19 protein-coding genes are annotated in these 18,344 nt (G+C 60.5%); 6 read left to right on the forward strand and 13 right to left on the reverse strand.

Features of this window, described 5'->3' with window-relative positions; genetic code table 11:
- Window positions 1-4 precede the first annotated feature (4 nt).
- The 4 genes from CAF73_RS20255 to CAF73_RS20270 all read right to left on the reverse strand — a co-directional run bounded on the left by CAF73_RS20255 (window position 5) and on the right by CAF73_RS20270 (window position 5,090).
- Window positions 5-1,222 (reverse strand): mandelate racemase/muconate lactonizing enzyme family protein, encoded by a 1,218-nt coding sequence (locus CAF73_RS20255; RefSeq protein ID WP_085703613.1) that lies wholly within the window; start codon window positions 1,220-1,222, stop codon window positions 5-7.
- Window position 1,223: 1 nt separating this feature from the next.
- On the reverse strand, window positions 1,224-2,543 hold the full coding sequence (locus CAF73_RS20260; RefSeq protein WP_085703614.1) for a nitrate/nitrite transporter: 1,320 nt from the start codon (window positions 2,541-2,543) through the stop codon (window positions 1,224-1,226).
- 82 nt (window positions 2,544-2,625) lie between these two features.
- Complete coding sequence (gene aldA, locus CAF73_RS20265) at window positions 2,626-4,050, reverse strand: aldehyde dehydrogenase (RefSeq protein WP_085703664.1); 1,425 nt, start codon at window positions 4,048-4,050, stop codon at window positions 2,626-2,628.
- A 107-nt stretch (window positions 4,051-4,157) separates the two neighbouring features.
- A complete protein-coding gene (locus CAF73_RS20270; RefSeq protein WP_085698267.1) occupies window positions 4,158-5,090 on the reverse strand; it encodes a LysR substrate-binding domain-containing protein in 933 nt (310 codons plus the stop codon).
- A 185-nt stretch (window positions 5,091-5,275) separates the two neighbouring features.
- On the opposite strand from CAF73_RS20270, the gene CAF73_RS20275 reads away from it, so the two are divergent.
- Both CAF73_RS20275 and CAF73_RS20280 read left to right on the forward strand, forming a co-directional pair.
- Window positions 5,276-6,454, forward strand: coding sequence for a hypothetical protein (locus tag CAF73_RS20275; RefSeq protein WP_085703615.1), 1,179 nt, complete (start codon window positions 5,276-5,278; stop codon window positions 6,452-6,454).
- 221 nt (window positions 6,455-6,675) lie between these two features.
- Entirely contained in the window at window positions 6,676-7,551 is an 876-nt protein-coding gene (locus CAF73_RS20280; RefSeq protein WP_085703616.1) for a LysR substrate-binding domain-containing protein, read from the forward strand.
- Window positions 7,552-7,561: 10 nt separating this feature from the next.
- Here CAF73_RS20280 and CAF73_RS20285 read toward each other — a convergent pair whose 3' ends face one another.
- From CAF73_RS20285 to CAF73_RS20305, 5 genes are all read right to left on the reverse strand, one after another.
- A complete protein-coding gene (locus tag CAF73_RS20285) occupies window positions 7,562-8,926 on the reverse strand; it encodes an MFS transporter (protein ID WP_085703617.1) in 1,365 nt (454 codons plus the stop codon).
- A 158-nt stretch (window positions 8,927-9,084) separates the two neighbouring features.
- Complete coding sequence (locus CAF73_RS20290; RefSeq protein ID WP_085703618.1) at window positions 9,085-10,518, reverse strand: NAD-dependent succinate-semialdehyde dehydrogenase; 1,434 nt, start codon at window positions 10,516-10,518, stop codon at window positions 9,085-9,087.
- On the reverse strand, window positions 10,515-11,549 hold the full coding sequence (locus CAF73_RS20295) for an aldo/keto reductase (protein ID WP_085703619.1): 1,035 nt from the start codon (window positions 11,547-11,549) through the stop codon (window positions 10,515-10,517). The genes CAF73_RS20290 and CAF73_RS20295 overlap by 4 nt, the downstream gene beginning before the upstream one ends.
- A gap of 10 nt (window positions 11,550-11,559) precedes the next feature.
- The gene (gene fae / locus CAF73_RS20300; protein WP_085698261.1) at window positions 11,560-12,072 is read right to left on the reverse strand and encodes a formaldehyde-activating enzyme; all 513 of its coding nucleotides are present in this window, start codon (window positions 12,070-12,072) and stop codon (window positions 11,560-11,562) included.
- A 293-nt stretch (window positions 12,073-12,365) separates the two neighbouring features.
- Window positions 12,366-13,571, reverse strand: a complete 1,206-nt coding sequence (locus tag CAF73_RS20305; protein ID WP_085703620.1) for an NAD(P)/FAD-dependent oxidoreductase — start codon at window positions 13,569-13,571, stop codon at window positions 12,366-12,368.
- 336 nt (window positions 13,572-13,907) lie between these two features.
- On the opposite strand from CAF73_RS20305, the gene CAF73_RS20310 reads away from it, so the two are divergent.
- Complete coding sequence (locus CAF73_RS20310) at window positions 13,908-14,456, forward strand: Rrf2 family transcriptional regulator (RefSeq protein ID WP_085698259.1); 549 nt, start codon at window positions 13,908-13,910, stop codon at window positions 14,454-14,456.
- Between the two features lie 64 nt (window positions 14,457-14,520).
- Here CAF73_RS20310 and CAF73_RS20315 read toward each other — a convergent pair whose 3' ends face one another.
- Window positions 14,521-14,856, reverse strand: a complete 336-nt coding sequence (locus CAF73_RS20315; RefSeq protein WP_085698258.1) for a hypothetical protein — start codon at window positions 14,854-14,856, stop codon at window positions 14,521-14,523.
- 176 nt (window positions 14,857-15,032) lie between these two features.
- On the opposite strand from CAF73_RS20315, the gene CAF73_RS20320 reads away from it, so the two are divergent.
- Complete coding sequence (locus tag CAF73_RS20320; RefSeq protein WP_007950501.1) at window positions 15,033-15,272, forward strand: hypothetical protein; 240 nt, start codon at window positions 15,033-15,035, stop codon at window positions 15,270-15,272.
- Window positions 15,273-15,331: 59 nt separating this feature from the next.
- On the opposite strand, the gene CAF73_RS20325 is transcribed toward CAF73_RS20320, so the two are convergent.
- Window positions 15,332-15,520: a DUF2188 domain-containing protein gene (locus CAF73_RS20325; RefSeq protein WP_085703621.1), complete on the reverse strand. Its 189-nt coding sequence runs from the start codon at window positions 15,518-15,520 to the stop codon at window positions 15,332-15,334.
- Window positions 15,521-15,715: 195 nt separating this feature from the next.
- Between CAF73_RS20325 and CAF73_RS20330 the strand changes: the two genes are divergently transcribed.
- Window positions 15,716-16,078 (forward strand): NUDIX hydrolase, encoded by a 363-nt coding sequence (locus CAF73_RS20330; RefSeq protein ID WP_085698257.1) that lies wholly within the window; start codon window positions 15,716-15,718, stop codon window positions 16,076-16,078.
- Between the two features lie 3 nt (window positions 16,079-16,081).
- Here the strand turns inward: CAF73_RS20330 and CAF73_RS20335 are convergent, their stop codons facing one another.
- The gene (locus CAF73_RS20335; protein ID WP_085698256.1) at window positions 16,082-16,324 is read right to left on the reverse strand and encodes a DUF1652 domain-containing protein; all 243 of its coding nucleotides are present in this window, start codon (window positions 16,322-16,324) and stop codon (window positions 16,082-16,084) included.
- Between the two features lie 122 nt (window positions 16,325-16,446).
- Window positions 16,447-17,346 (reverse strand): polysaccharide deacetylase family protein, encoded by a 900-nt coding sequence (locus CAF73_RS20340; protein WP_085703622.1) that lies wholly within the window; start codon window positions 17,344-17,346, stop codon window positions 16,447-16,449.
- A gap of 215 nt (window positions 17,347-17,561) precedes the next feature.
- Between CAF73_RS20340 and CAF73_RS20345 the strand changes: the two genes are divergently transcribed.
- On the forward strand, window positions 17,562-18,242 hold the full coding sequence (locus CAF73_RS20345) for an SOS response-associated peptidase (protein ID WP_085703623.1): 681 nt from the start codon (window positions 17,562-17,564) through the stop codon (window positions 18,240-18,242).
- Window positions 18,243-18,344 lie beyond the last annotated feature (102 nt).

Consider the following 18,344-nt stretch of genomic DNA (forward strand, 5'->3'; position numbering starts at 1 on the left):
CTCGTCAGCCCCTGGCCGGCGATGTGTCTTTGACGTCGGCCGGGATCGAGGCCATTTGCAGGTGCAGGCGCTCACCGGTGTACGGCGAATGCTTGCGCACCACGTCCATGTTCAGCTCCACGCCCAGGCCCGGCTCGGTGGACGGGATGATGTAACCGTCCTCCCACTGCAACGGCTTTTTCAGGACCTCGGCGTGGAAGCCACCCCAGGTCTCGATGCTTTCCTGGATCAGGAAGTTCGGCGTGCAGGCCGCGAGCTGGAAACTCGCCGCCGCACCAATCGGCCCGTTGTACAGATGCGGGGCGATTTGCGCGTAATAGGCCTCGGCCATGCTGGCAATCTTCTTGCCTTCGAGCAGGCCGCCGCAGCGCGCCACGTTCATCTGCAGAATCGACGCACCGCCGGCCTGCAACAGCTTGAAAAATTCGTACTTGGTGGTCAGGCGCTCGCCAGTGGCGATTGGAATGCTGGTCTTGGCCGCGACCTGCGCCATGGCTTCTTCCTGTCCTGGCGGCACCGGTTCTTCGAACCACAGCGGATCGTATTTCTCCAGGCGCCTGGCCAGGCGAATTGCCGAGGACGGCACCATTTGCCCGTGGGTACCGAACAGCAGATCGCACTTGTTGCCCACCGCTTCGCGGATCTTGCGGCAGAAGGTTTCACAGCGCTCCAGCACTTCCAGCGAAATCTGATGCCCGGAGTACGCGGTGTACGGCCCGGCCGGATCGAACTTCACAGCGGTGAAGCCTTTGTTCATGTTGTCGATGGCGCATTCGGCGGCCAGGTCCGGGTCGTCGTAGTCGTACTCGCCACGGCTATTGACCGGGTACAAGTAGGTGTAGGAACGCAGGCGCTCGTGAACCTTGCCGCCGAGCAGCTCGTAGACCGGTTTGCTCGCAGCCTTGCCGATGATGTCCCAGCAGGCCATTTCCAGACCGCTGACCACGCCCATCATGGTCAGGTCGGGACGCTGGGTGAAACCGCTCGAATAGGCCTGACGAAAGAAGCGTTCGATGTGGTGCGGATCCTGATTCAGCAAGTAGCGCTCGAACACGTCTTCGATGATCGGCAGCATGGCTTTGGGGCCGAAGGTCGCGGCGTAGATTTCGCCGACACCTTCGATGCCGCAGTCTGTCTTGAGCTTGACGAACAGCCAGTACATGCCGCCGATGTGCGGTGGCGGTACGGCGACGATATGGGTTTCAAGGGCGACGATTTTCATCTCAGGCACCTGTCTTTTTCAGAGATTTGCGATTGATTCGGGCACGCAGGGTCACGGCAGCCAGGGTGCCGATCAGACCGATAGCGGCGATGTAGCCGAAATAGAGCTTGTAGCCGAGGGCGCCGGGGAAATGCTCAGTGAGGTAGCCGTTGATCAACGGGATGAACGCATCCGGCATGTAACCGACCACCGAGACGATGCCGATGGCCAGTCCGGTGATGCGCAGCGGAATGTTGCAGCTGTCGAGGATCGCCCAGTACAGACCGCGAATCGCGTAGGTCATCAGGCCGATGAAAATCACTGTCGCGATCAGCAGTCCCATGCTGTTGAGCGCCGGGAACACAATCAGCCCGACGATTGCCAGACTCGCCAGCAACAGCGCGACGATCAGCACCGAGATGTTCGAAAACTTGTCCCCGAGCCAGCCGCCGCCGATGCCGCCGATCGGACGCATCCACAGTTTGATGGTGGTGATGGTGCCGGCCATGACGGCGGTCAGGCCGCTGCCTTGCAGGTAGTCCGAGAAGCTGTAGGTGGCCCAGAAGATGTGATAACCGCAAAACACGATCGCGGTAACCAGCCACAGTTCAGGAATCTTCACCAACGTCGCCAGATCCGTGAACAGGTTGAACTTGCCCTTCTCCACCGGCGGCGTGTCCTCCATCGATTTCGGATCCTTGATCAGCACCAGCACACAGCCGATGGCGATACAGGTGAAGGCGTAGAGATAAACCACGTGTTTGAAACCTTCGGCAGTGGACTCGCCACGGGTTTCGGTGGCGTAGGCGAACAGCCCGAGCGCAACCGTTGCCAGCAGCGCTTCGACCAGTCCGCGCCCCCCATCGAGGATGCCGAAAAAACGACCCTGTTCGGTGTGATGGGCAATCATCTTCACGCGCTTGAGCACCGAGGCCCAGAACGTCAGGCCGGTGGTCAGTCCCCAGCAGCCGAAGATGATCATCAGCCCGGTCATCGACGGCGCCGTCGAATACCACAGACCCAGCGCGCCAGTGGCCACCAGCGAAAAGAAAATCAGGAAACGCGGCGCGATACGGTCGGCCAGCCAGCCGCTCGGCAAGTAGCTGAGCAGGAAAATCGTCCCAAGCATCGAGTACAGATAGCCCAGCTCGCTGTGGCTGATCTGGAACACCTCGAGCATGGTGGTCTGGTAGACCTGGCGCAGGTACAGGATCGGGTAGATTGCACCGGCGGCGAGCACCAGCAACATCAGCTGGAAATAGCGACTTCCCTTGTCGCTGCGGCTTTTCGAAGCCGAGTTGGAACCCTGAACAGCGGCAGCAGTGGATGCATGCTTGGACATTGAAGTGACCTCGGGCGACCCGTGCTCCGGGCGCCCCTGATAATTGTTTTTATAGGTGTCGCGTGAGGCGTGCTGCGGTGGATCAGTACTTCATGACCACAAGGCGGGTCTGGGTGAATTCGAGCATGCCGTGCTTGCCGTCATCACCGCCCAGGCCCGAGCGTTTCCAGCCGGCGTGGTAGCCCTGATACGGATCGGCCGGGGTACGGTTGACGTACAACTCGCCGGCTTCGATGGCGTTGGCGACTTTCTGCGCGGTGCGGTAGTTCTCGGTGTAGAGCACCGACGACAGGCCGAACTGGTGATCGTTGGCCATGGCCAGCGCTTCGTCGATGTCGCGGTACTTGAGTACCGGCAGCACCGGGCCGAAGATTTCTTCCTGGACGATTTCCATGTCCTGACGGCAACCACTAAGCAACGTTGGCGGGTAGAAATGCCCCGGACCTTCGGGCAACACACCGCCGCTTTCGAGGACGGCGCCGTCCGCAATCGCGCGTTCGACCATGGCGTGAATGTTCTTCTGCGAACTGGCGTTGACCAGCGGGCCCATCAGGCTCGCATCTGTGGCGCGGTCACCGAACTTCACCGCGGCGATCTTCGCTTTGAGCAATGCGAGGAAACGCTCGTAGACGCTTTCCTGCACGTAGACCCGCTCCACTGCCGTGCACAACTGGCCGCAGTGAGTGGTCTTGGAGGCGATGATTGCGCTCGCGGCGGTTTCGAGATCAGCGTCGGCTTCGATGATTGCCGGGGTCTTGCCGCCCAGTTCCAGCGACGGCTTGGCGATGTTGGCCTTGCAGTAGTCGAGAACGATGCGCCCGGCGTTGACGCTGCCGGTCAGGGTAATCAGGCCCACGGCTTTGTGCGCGCAAACGGCTGCAGCGGTGGCGTGATCCATGGTCAGGATATTGATTACGCCGTCTGGCATGCCCGATTGCTCCACGGCTTTGGCGATTTCGAACGCCGACGTCGGGGTGTTGTTGCTCGGACGCACCACCACGGTATTGCCGGCAATCAGCGCCGGAGCGACTTTGCGCAACAGGGTGTAGACCGGGTAGTTGAACGGAATCAGGCACGCGACGACGCCAATCGGCTCGCGGTGCAGGAACAGGTTTTCTTCAGGGCTGTCGCTGGGAATGATCTCGCCTTCGATGCGGCGCGCCCACTCGGCGTGGTAGCGGGTGATCTGCGCGGCATAACGGGCTTCGTTGCTGGCGTCGCTCAGGCTCTTGCCGGACTCGGCGGCGAGTGCGGTGCCGATGGCTTCGGCGCGGTCCTCAAGGGCAGCCGCGAACGCTCGCAGGTGCTCGGCGCGCTCGATGCTGGTGAGTTTGCCCCAGGTCTTTTGCGCCTTGGCGGCAGCGTCGACTGCCGCCAAGGCTTCTTCGGCAGTGGCGGCTGACACCTGGCCGATCAACGCTTCGGTGGCCGGGTTGTAGACCGCAATCAGCGCCGCGCTGGCCGGCTCGATGAAGTGGCCGTTAACAAAATTTCGCTCGACTCGCATGTGCATCGCCCATCGTTTGTTTTTATCGATGCCACCAGTCTTGTCATCGACAGCGGGTTCAACAAACGATTTATCCGGCGATCAAACATTCGAAAAAGGCACGTTACTCAGGAAATCGCCTTCGAAGGCTCAAGTTGGCGCTGCGCCAGCCAGATCTCTTCCTGCAACCACTGACTGAACGCCTGCAATTGCGGCATCTGCGTCTGTTCCGGACGGGTCACCAGCCAGTAGGACTGGTGACCCTCGACATGGACGTTATGCACTTGGGTCAACTGCCCGCTGGCCAGCTCCGAGGCGACCATGTGCCAGTCGGCTATGGTGATCCCCAAGCCATCGACTGCCGCTTGAATCGCCAGATCCAGCAGGTCGAATTCATAACCGCCCTGGGTATCGACGCCGCTGATGCGCGCCGCGTCGAGCCAATGCTTCCAGGTCAGGTAGCGCTGATCCTCCCGGGCCAGCACATGCAGCAGGGTCAGGCGATTGAGGTCGATGCCCTGCTCGCCGCCCTCCCGCGCATACAGGGTCGGCGCGCACACGGCGATGTGCCGTTCCTGAATCAGCAGTGAACTGTCGAGCCCATCCCACTCGCCATCGCCAAAACGGATCGCGCAATCGAGGGTGCTGGTTTCCGCCAGACTGTCCTGTAAACGGGTGGTGATGCTCAGTTCCAGTTCCGGATGCTGCTCGCGCAGGCGCCCGAGGCGCGGCATCAGCCAGCGGCTGGTGAACGTTGGTGGCGCGTTGATGTGCAGGCGGTTGGCATGGGTTTTCTGCTGGATGCTGCGCACGGTCAGCTCGATCTTGTCGAACGACTGATGCAGCGCCCGCAGCAGAATCTTGCCGGCGCCGGTAAGTTCGAGATGGTGATGACGGCGTTCAAGCAGACTCTCGCCGAGCTGTTCTTCCAGCTGCCGCACCTGACGGCTGACCGCGCTCTGGGTGACATTGAGCAACTCGGCAGCGCGGGTAAAGCTGCCGGTGCTGCCGGCCACTTCGAATGCTTTGAGCGCATTCAGGCCGGGCATTTTGCGTTTCATACAAGGCACTCGAAAACCACTGACAAGGTGCAAAGCATCCCACGATGATGGCGAATTGTCCTACAGGATTTTCCGAGTAACATGCATTCGACGCAGGTTTCCCTGACGTTTTTATCGTTTGTTCTGCAACGGGCGGATGGCAAAACTGCGCGGCATCTCTAATAAAAACAATCGAGAGCCGCTCCATGCCCTTCCCTGCATCTTTGCGCCTGCGCACCACCTCCATCGCTCTGTTCTGCAGCATTGCCGCCCCGGCCATGGCGGTCCAGGTCACCGACAATCTCGACCTTGGCGGAGCCATTCGTGCCCGTTGGGACGTGGACCCGGATCGCGATATTCAGAAGTTCGGTCTCGACACGGTGTTCCTCAGCGCCAAATACAACTCCGACACCTGGATCGGCGAAGCGCAATACCGCTTCTACGGTCGCTCCTACCCGTACCAGTACACCAAGGACTATGGCGATATCCGCTTCGCCAAATTCGCGTGGGTCGGCTACAAGCTCAATCCCGACCAGCAAGTGCAGGTCGGCCTGAACACCGTGCCGTTCGGTTTGCAGCCGTACTTCGGCAGCACGTTTTACGAGACCCTGGGCAACGTCATCGGCCTTGAAGACGTGCAACAGGTCGGTGCCAAATACATCCAGCAAAGTGGCGACTGGAACCTTCAGGGCGGTTATTACCTGCGTCCGGCCTGGCAAGGCAAAGGCACCAGCAAGGGTGTGACCTACTCCAGCGTCGTATCCGGGGCCGACAGTTATGTGGCCGACGGCAGTGATAACCAGGAACGCAACACCGTTGTGCTGCGGGTGGCCAGGTCGCTGGATCTGGGGTCGTGGAAGTCCGAAGTCGGGATCTCCGGCCTGACCTCGACCCTCGAAAACAAGGACACCAATAACGGCGGTCGGCGCAATGCCGTGGCCGTGCACTACATGGGCAAGAACGGAGCATGGGGCGTGCAGTTGCAGGCGGCGCGGCAGCAGATGTCGCCACGCAACGCTGGCACTGATGAACTGGTGACCCTCGGTGGTTACGACGGCACCTACAACGTGGCCAGTCGCGGCAATCTGTACGTGGCCGACCTGAGTTACGACGTGGGCGGCAAATATCTGTTCGATCAGATCAGCGGGATCAAGCTGTACGCCAACTACAGCGCGTTCGACAAGTCAGCCAGCGGCTTCAAGACGTCCGAGCGGATGATCCTCGGCACCTCGTTTTCCGTGAGTAAATTGTGGGTTGCGACCGAATGGCTGTTCGGCAAAAACGATCCGTACATCGGCGGCGGCAGCTACACCCAGAGCCTTGGCGCAGGCGGGCTGGATCAGTGGGAGAACCAGTTATATGTGAACGTCGGGTATTACTTCTGACGCTCGAGATTTCAGCGCCTGACAGTCAGCTATCGCTGGCAAGCCAGCTCTCACAGGATTGATGTAGGCCGCACTCTTTGTGGTCACCTTGATACTTGTGAGAGCTCGCTTGCCAGCGATGGCATCTGCCCAAACAACACTTGCATCCGCCCACCACCAATAGTCAGATAGGCCCACTTTCCACAACAACAATAAACCGCCCGATCCGGAGTTCCGCCTCCATGCGTCAACTGCCCTCGCTCAACACCTTGCGCGTGTTCGAAGAAGTCGCCCGTCATCGCAGTTTCAGCCAGGCCGCCATCGGGTTGAACGTCACCCAGGGCGCGGTCAGTCGCCAGATCAAACAGCTTGAAGACTACCTCGGCGTGGCACTGTTCGTGCGCACGCCTCAAGGGCTGTCACTGACCGAAGCCGGCAGCAATCTTTCCCCGCATCTGGCCGAAGCCTTCGACCATATCGAGCGCGCCTTGCAAGCTGTGCGCGTGCCCAACTTGCGTCAGCGCTTGAAAGTGCTAGCACCACCGACCTGGGCCACGCGCTGGCTGTCGCCACACCTGCGCGCGTTCTGCCAGCGCTACCCGGACATCAACCTCAGCGTGACCAACCAGATCGGCCACGACAGCCTCACGGAAGTCGATTGCCACATCCGCTTCGGCCTCGCAGCAGCGCCCCATTGCTCCAGCCAATTGTTGGTGATGGAACGGCACATCGCAGTGGCCAGCCCGGAGCTGTTCAACGGCGATCTGCCACCGGACCTGCGGCAGTTTCCGCTGCTGCACATCCTGCACGACGGCAAGCGTTTGAAGGTCTGGGAGAACTGGCTGGCGGCGATGGGCCGGGATGACATCGATGCCGGGCAAGGGCTGGAATTCAGCACCCTGGATCAGGTGATCCACACTGCGCTGGCCGGCGGCGGTCTGGCGGTGATCGACCGGCAGATGATCGAAAAGGAACTGGCCAACGGCAGCCTGCTGCCGATCACCCCGATTGAGGTGATCGGCCCTTATGGCTATTGGCTGGATGTGGCGAATGACAAGCAAGGCCTGTCGAAAGTGAAGCTGTTTACCGATTGGCTAGGGGTTGTCAGCAACCCCTGACCTGCACTCATCAGACGGGCGTGGCGACTTTCCCGACCGGCGTAACACCGACCTCCACCGGACTCTGCGCCTTGCACGCCTGACTCAACGTCAACGACTTGGTCTCCGGCGCCCATGCCCAGGACAGCAAAGCACCAATCGCCAGAATCGCCGCAAGAATCCCCATCGTCGGGCTCAACCCGATCCCTGCCACACTCACCGGCAACAGGAACGTGCTGACCGCCGAGCCCAGACGACTCACCGCCGTCGCCAGACCAATCCCGCTGGCCCGCACTTCCGTCGGGAAACTTTCCGCCGGGAACACGCCCACCAGATTGCTCACCGCCGACAACACCAGCGTGAACACACCGAACACCAGCACCATAAGCCACGCCGCACTGCCCGGCAGCACCGCCAGCAGAAACAACGCCACCGCCAGAATGATGAACGAGTTGATCAGGAACCCGCGTCGGGTGAATTTGATGGTGCACCAGATGCCGATCAACGCGCCGAGGATCAGCAGCATGTTGAGCATCAGCTCGGTGCCGAAGCCTTCGGCCAGGCCCATCTTCTGCAGGATTGACGGCAGAAAGGTGTAGATGGCGAAGTACGGCATGACGATGCAGACGAAGAACAGGCAGTTGAACGCCGTGCGCTTGCGGTATTCGCGGCTGAACAGCACCGCGTAGCCCGAGCGGGTTTCCGTGGAGCGGGTTTCGTCCAGCTCGACGTTGTCGCCCAGATGCTTTTTGACGATGGCACGGGCTTCGGCCACCCGGCCCTGATTGACCAGCCAGCGCGGCGATTCGGGGGTGCCGATTCGGGCGATCAGAATCAACCCGGCGGGGATCGCTGACGACGCCAGCATCCAGCGCCAGGCATCGTCACCGAGACTGAGCATGGCGGTGCCGACAAAGGTCGCTGCAACGTAACCGAAGGTCCAGATCACACTGAACGAACCCAATAACACGCCGCGATGTTTCTTCGGCGCGAACTCGGCGAGCATTGCGTGACCGACACTGAAATCGCCACCCAGGCCAATGCCGATCAACACCCGACAGAGAAACAGGCTCATGGCCGTTTCGACGTAGAACTGCATCACCGAAGCGACAGTTATCAGCACGAAACTGACCAGGAAGATTTTCTGCCGGCCGACCTTGTCCGAGATCCAACCGAAAAACAGACTGCCGAGAAACAGGCCAATCAGCGCCGATGCGCCGATCAGGCCCTGCCAGAACGCATCCAGGTGCATCTGCGGGCTGAGCAAGGTGAATGCGATGCCGATCAGGCCAAGGATGTAGCCGTCGGTAAAGTGCGCGCCGAAGGTCAGGCCGGCGATCTTGAGGTGGAAGCGCCCGATGGGCAGGTCATCGATCTTTACGGGTTGAGCGGACATATTCGTCTCCAATTGTTGTTATTGACGGAGAAACCGATTGCTCTTGCTGTTCAATTGTGGGAGCGAGCTTGCTCGCGAAGCGGAGTGTCAGCTGACAGAACTGCCAACTGACCTGACGCCATCGCGAGCAAGCTCGCTCCCACAGGGTTCGGGCAGGCTTACAACCCCCCCATCAACAGGTATTTGATCTCCAGATAGTCATCCAGACCGTACTTCGAACCCTCACGCCCAAGGCCCGATTCCTTGATGCCACCAAATGGCGCCACCTCCGTGGAGATGATCCCTTCGTTGATGCCGACCATCCCGGCTTCCAGCCCTTCGGCCATACGCCAGACCCGGCCGATGTCGCGGCTGTAGCAGTACGCGGAAAGACCGAACGGCGTGTCGTTGGCCCGCGCCAGCACTTCGGCCTCGTCCCTGAAGCGGAAGCACGCGGCCACCGGGCCGAAGGTTTCGTCCTGGGCGATCAGCATGTCGCCGTTGGCTTCGGTGAGGATGGTCGGCTCGTAGAACGTGCCGCCCAAGGCATGACGACGGCCGCCGCACAACAGCGTGGCGCCCTTCTCCAGCGCATCGCTCACGTGGGCTTCAACCTTGGCCAGCGCAGCGGCATTGATCAGCGGACCTTGCTCAGTCTCGCCGTCCAGCGCGCTGCCCACGCGCATCGCCGCCACGGCTTCGGCGAGTTTGCCGGTGAAGGCTTCGTAGACACCGTCCTGAATGAAGAAGCGGTTGACGCACACGCAGGTCTGCCCGGTGTTGCGGAATTTCGAGGCCATTGCGCCCTTCACGGCCGCATCGATGTCGGCATCGTCGAAGACAATGAACGGCGCGTTGCCGCCCAGTTCCAGCGAGACCTTTTTAAGGGTGTCGGCAGCCTGGCGCATCAGCAATTTGCCGGTGCGGGTCGAGCCGGTGAACGACAGCTTGCGCACCAAGCTGGATGCTTGCAGCGCGCCGCCGATGGCCACCGCGTCGCCGGAGACGATGTTGAATACACCGGCCGGAATCCCGGCCTGCTCGGCCAGCACCGCCAGGGCGAACGCCGACAGCGGGGTTTCTTCCGACGGTTTGAGGATCATCGTGCAACCCGCCGCCAGCGCCGGGCCGACCTTGCGGGTGACCATCGCCAGCGGGAAGTTCCACGGTGTGATCGCCGCGACCACACCGATGGCCTCCTTGGTCACGATGATCCGCGCATCGGCCTTGTGGGTCGGGATCACATCGCCATAGGCACGCTTGGCTTCTTCACCGAACCACTCGAGAAAACTCGCGGCGTAGACCACCTCGCCCTTGGCTTCGGCCAGCGGTTTACCCTGCTCGCGGCTGAGCAGGGTCGCCAGATCCTGCTGATTGGCGAGCATCAGATCGCTCCAGCGTTTCAGGCGCTGACTGCGCTCTTTGGCGGTGAATTTGCGCCAGGCCGGCAAGGCACGATTGGCCGCCTCGATAGCGAGGTTGGTTTCCTCGGCACCAGCCTTTTGCACGTCGGTGATCAACTCACCGTTGGCCGGGTTGCGCACCGGGTAAGTGGCGCCGCCCTGGCCCCACTGACCGTCGATAAAGTTGCCGTGACGGATCAACTCGCTCATGCCACCGCCCCCTGCAACGTGAAGCGCTCATTCCCCGGACGGGCCGTGCGCAGGATGCGTTTGCCGGCGGTGTAATCGTTGATCACATCGCACGGGGTGTAGTTGCGTTCCAGCTCGTGCAGCTCTTCCGCATCGAGTTTTGTTTCCAACGCCGCCAGTGCGCTGTCGAACTGCGCCGTGGTGTCGGCGCCGACCAGCATGCAGTCCACGCCCGGATGATTGGCGACCCAGGCCTGAGCGATCTGCGCGTTCGACACGCCACGGGCACGGGCCACGCGCTGCACCGAATGAGCGATTTCGAAAGAGGCTTCGTCGCTGTACATCTGCTGGGTGAAGAAGTCGGTCTGGTTGCGGGTCGATTGCACGTCACCGGTCAACAGACCACGGGCCAGCGGACTGAACACCGACACGCCGATGCCCTGATCGCGGCAGAACGGAATCATCTCGCGCTCTTCTTCGCGGTAGGCGCAGTTCAGTTGCAGCTGCATGTTGATCGGCTTGACCCAACCGTTGCGCTCGCAGGCCATGAGGATTTTCGCCAGTTGACCGGTGAGCATGGTCGAGACGCCGATGTAACGTGCCTTGCCGGAACGCACGATGTCGTTCAGTGCGCCCATGGTTTCCTCGACCGGGGTGTTCACGTCGAAGTAATGCAGCATGAACACGTCGACGTAATCCATATTCAGACGCTTCAGCGAGGCATCGATGCTGTCCATGATGTGCTTGCGCGAATGGCCGCTGGCATTGATGCCGTTGCGGGTGCCGTAGCCGACCTTGGTGGTGATCACCAAGTCCTCGCGGCGGGCCAGACGCTTGACGATGCGCCCCACCACTTCCTCGCCGACACCGGCGGAATAGAAGTCCGCCAGGTCAATGAAGTTCACGCCGTTGTTGAGGGCGTGAGCGACGATAGGTTCGCTTTGTTTTTCATTGAAGATCCACGGTTTCCAGTCCGGGGTGCCCATGTTCATGGTGCCCAGGCACAGACGGGAAACTTGCAGGCCGGAGTTGCCCAAACGGATGTATTGCATGGCGCGGACCTCAGGCTTTTGGCGTGTAGAAAGGGTTGCTGATGTGGTTGACCACATCTTTGAGCTGCGCGGTTTCCGGCTTGCCGGTCAAGGCGGCGCGGATCGCGGTGCGGCAGGCGTTGTAGTTGTTCAGGTAGACCGCATCGAGGTCATCGCAGGCCGGGTTGACCCAGTTGGCGGTGACGATCGCCCACTCGTCTTCGGCTTGCGGCGGCAGCGTGCCGTCGAGCAGCGCTTCGAGCACCGCCTTGGCGATACCGGCCTGGGAGGCGCCCCACGTTGCATTGCCGTGCAGGTCGCTGCTGATCGCAGCCTTGTTGACGTAAAGGGTCATCGGCTTGACCGGGATGTTCGGCTGGGCGATCACCATGAACGGGCAATGGCCCTGGCTCGGCGACGCCAGGCTGTTGGCAAACGCCTGCCCCGCCGGGCCATTGCGCGGGCCGATCAGGATGTTGATGTGCGCGGCGTTCACGCCCGGGCCTTCGAAACCTTCACCGATGTACAGGTCGAGTTCTTTCATCAGTCATTACTCTTTGCGATGCAGAGGGATTTTTTGGGGTGATCGACAGCTCACGCGGGCCGAGAGGCCGACGGGATCAATAACGGACGTGGGGAGACGCGAGGGAAGAATCGGGACATGGCTGCAAACGCTCTCTGGTTGTTATTGATGAGCTGTGTTTGCGATTTTTTAACACCGGGGATCTGGCCGGCCGTAACCATTAAAAATCATGGGGCAATGACTTTTAGTCATAGCCTTTTGTGGCGGCAAAAAAAAATCCCGCTCGAAAGCGGGATGTTTTTGAACGGCTCTGATTATGCGACGACAGGAATCATCGGATCCGCAGCCGCCAGCGCGCTGGCACGGTCAGCCGCTGGCGGGTAGATCCACTGGGTGTTGATCTGCATCTTGAGGGACTTGCCCTCCTGCTTGACCAGTTTCACCTGACGATCCCAGCCTTCGGTGTACACCGCGCCCCAGGCGCCGAGATCGAGGCAGGTCACGTATTTCGGCTGGCTGTATGGCGTAGGGTCGACACCCAGAATCTGCGCCGCAACGTTGTTGCCGGCGTGGCGCCCCAGGGAAATCGCGTGCTGGCAGGTCATCAGGGCGAAGTTGCCGATATCGTCGCTGGCCGCATAAGCCACGTCGCCGGTGGCGAAGATGTCGTCCTGGCCGATGACTTTCAGATGGGCATCAACGTGCAGGCGACCCTGACGATCACGCTCGGCAGGAATCTGCTCGGTCAGGGAGCTGGCGCGCACGCCGGTGGTCCAGACCACGGTTTTTGCCTCGATACGTTGACCGTCCGACAAGGTCACGCCCTTTTCATCGACCGACAGCACCGACACACCCAGTCGCCATTCCACACCCAATTCTTCGCTTGCTTGGGCAATCGACACGCTGATCGCTTCACCCATGGCCGCGCCGATTTTCTGCCCACGGTCAACGATGATCACCTGAACGTTGGCATCGTCGCCCAGTACGGCCCGCAGACGCGCCGGCATTTCAGTGGCGGTTTCGATGCCGGTGAAGCCACCGCCGGCGACGACCACGGTGTTTCGAGCCTGGCTCTCAGGTTGGTCGATCAAGGATTTCAGGTGGTTTTCCAAGCGGATGGCGGCTTCGATCTGGTCGACGTCAAACGCGTATTGCGCCACGCCCGGGGTGTCCGTCAGGGCCAGGCCGCTGCCGGAGGCGAGCACCAGTTTGTCGTAATTGAACACCTGTTGCGCACCGGCTGCATCGATGTAGCCCACGGTTTTCGCCTGCACGTCGATGGTGTTCGCCGCGCCCTTGATGAAGTTGACGCCAACCGCATCGAACAGATCGCCTAGCGGCGCCGCCAGCGTGTGGGCGTTCGGCTCGTAGAAACGCGGACGAACGCGCAGCTCGGCCTGCGGCGCCAGTACGGTGACGTCGATGTTGTCCCGATTGTGAATGTCGACCAGACGCGTGGCGCTCAACGCCGTCCACATGCCACCGAAACCTGCGCCGATTACCAGAATGTGCTGTTTCATTGTTCTCTCCAGGCACGAAGCCTAGTCACTGAATGAGGTTGAAGGATTCACATCATCGGGAGCGGACACATTTGTATTTTTCAAGAGTGCGGAAGGCTGCTCACCGGATAACGGCGACTGTATTGGTCGCCTTTAAAGCCGACAAGTCAGATTTTGTGATGATTATGATCGAATAAATCGATAGCTCAGACCGCTCATGGCTGCCCTACGCAACGCTTTGATTAAGCAATAAACCAAGAAAATCGGGATATACATCGCTGAACACGCAAAGCGTTCGGATTTGTTTGCCACTGATAAGCCTGATAACATCGGCGACAAATACAGTCGGAGATAGTTATGTCGCTTTACAGTGCGGGGGTCGAGTACGGCATTCACTGCCTGGCCTTTCTGGTGGGCAGCGGCGGTGACAGTCGTGAAGCCAGCGTGCGCGATCTGGCAGAACTGCAAGGGGTGCCGCTGGATTACCTGGCGAAGATCTTCACCAAACTGGCCAAAGGCAAACTGGTGGAATCCACCGGCGGCGTACGCGGCGGCTTCACTTTGGCGCGCCCGGCGGATGAAATCACCCTGCTCGACATCGTCAATGCCATCGATGGTCGCAAGAACATTTTCGAATGCCGGGACATTCGCGGACGCTGTGCGCTGTTCGACGGCTCGCCACCGGACTGGGCGCTGGAAGGCACCTGCTCGATTCACGCCGCGATGATGACCGCGCAAAAGCGCATGGAAGAAGCCCTCGCCCAGCAGACCATCCTCGACATCGCCAGAAAGGTCGGGCGCAAGGCGCCGCCGGGGTTCAACAGCCAAGTGGAAGACTGGATGCAGGATCGCCGGGAAAAGAAGACCGGTGGCGCCGGCATTCCGCTCATCGACCTCTCGGACTGAGCTCGATCAGCAGGCAAAAAAAAGCAGAAACCGATCACCGGTTTCTGCTTTTTTTATTTCGCCATTACAGGCAATCGCGCACCGCTTTGCGCAACGACCCGGACTTCGCCCACGGCGGCCCCTGATAGAGGGAGACACGGCTGCCGTCCTTGTACTTGACCACATCGAGAATCTCGTCGGCGGTGACGATGCTCGGCGCGGTAATCCGATAGCCGTTGGAAATCGCTGTCTGGGAGGTCTTGGCAACGTCCTGCTGCCACAGTGGCAATACACACGCGGCATATTCCTTGGGGGTTTTGTCGCTGGTCTTGCTGACATTTGGTTCGCCCGGCACCAGTGACGCAGGCAACGAACAACCGGCCAATGCCGCCAGCAGCATCCCCCCGATCAATATCCGCATGGTGATTCCTTCATCTGAAAAAACGCGAATGTACCTTGTAACTGTTCGGACATCCATCGTAGCGCTCTGCCGGTACTCCCCGAAAACCGGGCCATTGAGCTTATCGACAGATGACCTTGCCCCGCACCGGAAAAATGCGGCTACTCTGTTTTACCGAGAATGTTCCGGAGGTGATCATGCGGCTCAATGAATACGAACACGAACTTCAGCGTGACCTGCAAAGCGTGGCATCGGACCTGAGATGGTCGGCGGTGGACCTCAAGCGCATCGCCGAGCAACTGCGCCAGTCGGGCAACGAGGCGGACGCCCAGGCGGTGCTGCGATCCTGCGAGGTGCTGCAAAGCGATGAAGAGCGCCTGCAACTGTATGCCCGGGAAGTGAAAGCCCGCGCCATCAGCCGAACCAAAGTCCACTGAACCTCACCCTGTCCACAGCAAAAAGCCCCGGACAACCGGGGCTTTTTCTTTACAGACCCTCAGTCTGCCTTGCGACCGCGTGCGCGGCCTTTGTACCCCGGCAACGCGGCGGCGTACGCCAGCGCTTCCTCGCGACTGGCAAACGAAGCGAGCCGGTCACCCTGCGTGCAGACCCGCCACGGGCCGTTGTTCACGCTGAGTACGTCGTAGCCATTCATGTGCATTTTGTTCAGCATCGCCATGCTCATAGGCACCTCCTGTCTGGTAACGAACTTTTCCACCTTACACCCGCAACGCGCTCGCGTGCCGACCGGACGTCGCACCGCGCCGCGTCAAGTCCCCGGCACTTTTGCCAATGTCCGGCACTCAGAAACTCTAAACGGCAACGGCCCAAATATTGCTACTTCATGACAGTTTTATGACAAACGGCATTCTGGTGACACATGAAAGTACGAGCAACCGTCATCTGCGAGCAGGATCGACACATTCTCCTGGTGCGCAAACCCAGGTGCCGCTGGACCCTGCCAGGGGGCACCGTCGAGCCGGGAGAAACCCGCGCGCAGGCAGCCGCTCGTGAACTCAGAGAAGAGACCGGACTGGACAGCGACGACATGCTTTATCTGATGGAGTTACAGAATGGCAGCACCCGCCACCACGTCTACGAGGCGTCGGTGCTGAACATCGATCAGGTTCGCCCGCTGAATGAAATCGTCGACTGTCTCTGGCACCCGCTCGATGCGGTGCAGAATCTGAACGTCGGTGAAGCCACGTTGAGCATCATCCGCGCCTTTCGACGACGTCTTTGATCCTTAGCCGGCGAAAGCCCGGCGTCCGGCGCTCATTTCCGTGCGCAATTCACCGATGAAGTTGGAGATGTCACGAATGGTGACCAGGTGCTCCGGGGAAACCCCGTTGAGCAACAGATTGACGCGCCCGCTGTCGGGTTCGTAAACCTTGATCTGCAAGAGGCCCTGCGCCGTTTCGGTGCAATCGCAACACAACGGCGAAAAGCCGGATTCGACGATGCGGCAAATGTCGGCAATGGCAATCATGGGGGCGCGCCTCACAGGCGTTGGCTCGGGCGACCCAATGAGCATAGATGAGCCTTGGCCGCTCTGTTTGCGCCGTCCACCGTAAAATTTGCCAACGGCTTCACATCTTCAATTCGCCGCAATCAGTGGGCGTCGTGATCCCAGATCCAGTTCCAGATTCCCGGCAGGTTCACCGGTTTCGACGACTCTTGCACGGTGCGCGCCAGCGCGGCTTTTTCAAGCGCCGCGCGATCGTCATAGAACGGTTTGTCCGCCAGTCGCACACCGGTGGCGGCGGCGCTGTCGAGCAGAATCTGCAAGTACTCACCAGTGTGTCGAGCGGTGTAGCGATTGAGGTCATGGAAGGTCACCACCACCGGAATTACCCCGTCCACTGTTGGCAATTCGCCGAGGGCTATCTGTTCGCGGACTTCCGACAGCTGACGCAGCATGTTCGCCCGCCGCCTGGGGCTGGCGTTGAAGCCCCAGATCTTGCCATCGTTGGCGCTAAGGTCGGTCAGCAACACCCGCATATGGTGCTGCTGATAGGCGGCGAAAGTGCGTTTGTCGTAATTCCAGAACGGCGGACGCAGCAACGTTGGCGGCGCGCCGGTGATCGCCGCGATGTCCGCCGAACCGTTGGTCAGCGAAGTTTCGAGTTCATCCGGGTCGAGCAATCGATGATTGGTGTGCCAATGGGTGGCGGTGTGAAAGCCCAGAACATGCCCTTCAGCGTGCTCGCGGCGCATGACTCGCCGACCGATCTCGCTATTGCCCGCCCGGGGGGCGCCGGTCTGGACAAAAAACACCGCTTTGATGCCCGGTTGCAGCGGGTTGTCCTTGAGGCTGTCGAGCACACTGTCGGTGGGATTGAAAAAACTCGACGCGCTGGGCCCGTCATCGAAGGTCAACAGAAACCGCACAGGCGCCTGTTCTTTAAGCCGGGCCTCGGTCTGCGGGGTCATTTCGATGGGAGCGGCGATGCATCCGGCCAACCCGACGGCCACCGCCATCGCGCAGAAAAGCTTGAACCACTGTGTCATGTTTTGCCTTGAGCCCGACCGTTGCGGTCATGTTGTCGAATGGCAAAACTCCCTCGCCGCTGTTGCCTCCCTGCGACCCAATGAGATGGGCCGAGGTTGGATAAAGATACACAGGATTTGGTTCAGGCGCTCGCACTCACCGGCCAGGGCAGCAAGGATTGATCCGTGCAACTAAGCTCAAACCTTCAGGCAGCTGTTCGCCGGAGGGTCGGCCGATGTGCGGAAGACTGTCGCAATACCGGGGCATCCACGATTTCGTCGCGGTGCTGAGCATTCCCGATGCGCTGATCAATCACGTTGGTGACGCACCGCTGGCGCATTACAACGCCGCGCCCACCACGTCACTGGCGATCCTTCACCAGTACCAACAACGGCTGTACGCCGAAAATCTGCGCTGGGGCTGGCGCCCGCACTGGGCGAAGGATCGCGCGGCGCCGATCAATGCGCGGGTGGAAAAAGTCGCTCATGGGCCGTTCTTTCGAGCAATCTGGCGCCATCGACTGATCGTGCCGGTCGACAACTGGTTCGAGTGGGTCGACGGGCCCGACAAGAGCCGACAGCCGTGGCTGATTCGTCGGGCCGATCATCAGCCGGTTTTCTGCGCCGCCATCGGCCAGTTTCCGACACCCGGCGAACCTCCACGGGACGACGACGGCTTCGTCATCATCACTGCCAATAGCGAAGGTGGCCTCCTCGATGTGCACGACCGGCGCCCGATCGTGCTGTACGCCGATCGGGTGCTGGAATGGCTCGATCCCGCCACACCCACGGAGCGCGCCGAGCAGATGCTGTTGTTCGAGGCCGAGCCGAGCGAAGCGTTTGAATGGCACAAAGTCGGCAAAGCGGTCGGTAACTCACGCAATCAGGGTTCTGAATTGATTGAAGCGGTGACGTAAATAAATGCCGGCGCGGTGCGTTATCAAGAGCAGCCATCCACGAACTGAATCCTGCGCGTTACACACGGTGTTTCATTCTCGAAACACGGCGCTGACACAGTC

The sequence above is a fragment of the Pseudomonas sp. B15(2017) genome (genome assembly GCF_002113215.1).
Taxonomy (GTDB): domain Bacteria; phylum Pseudomonadota; class Gammaproteobacteria; order Pseudomonadales; family Pseudomonadaceae; genus Aquipseudomonas.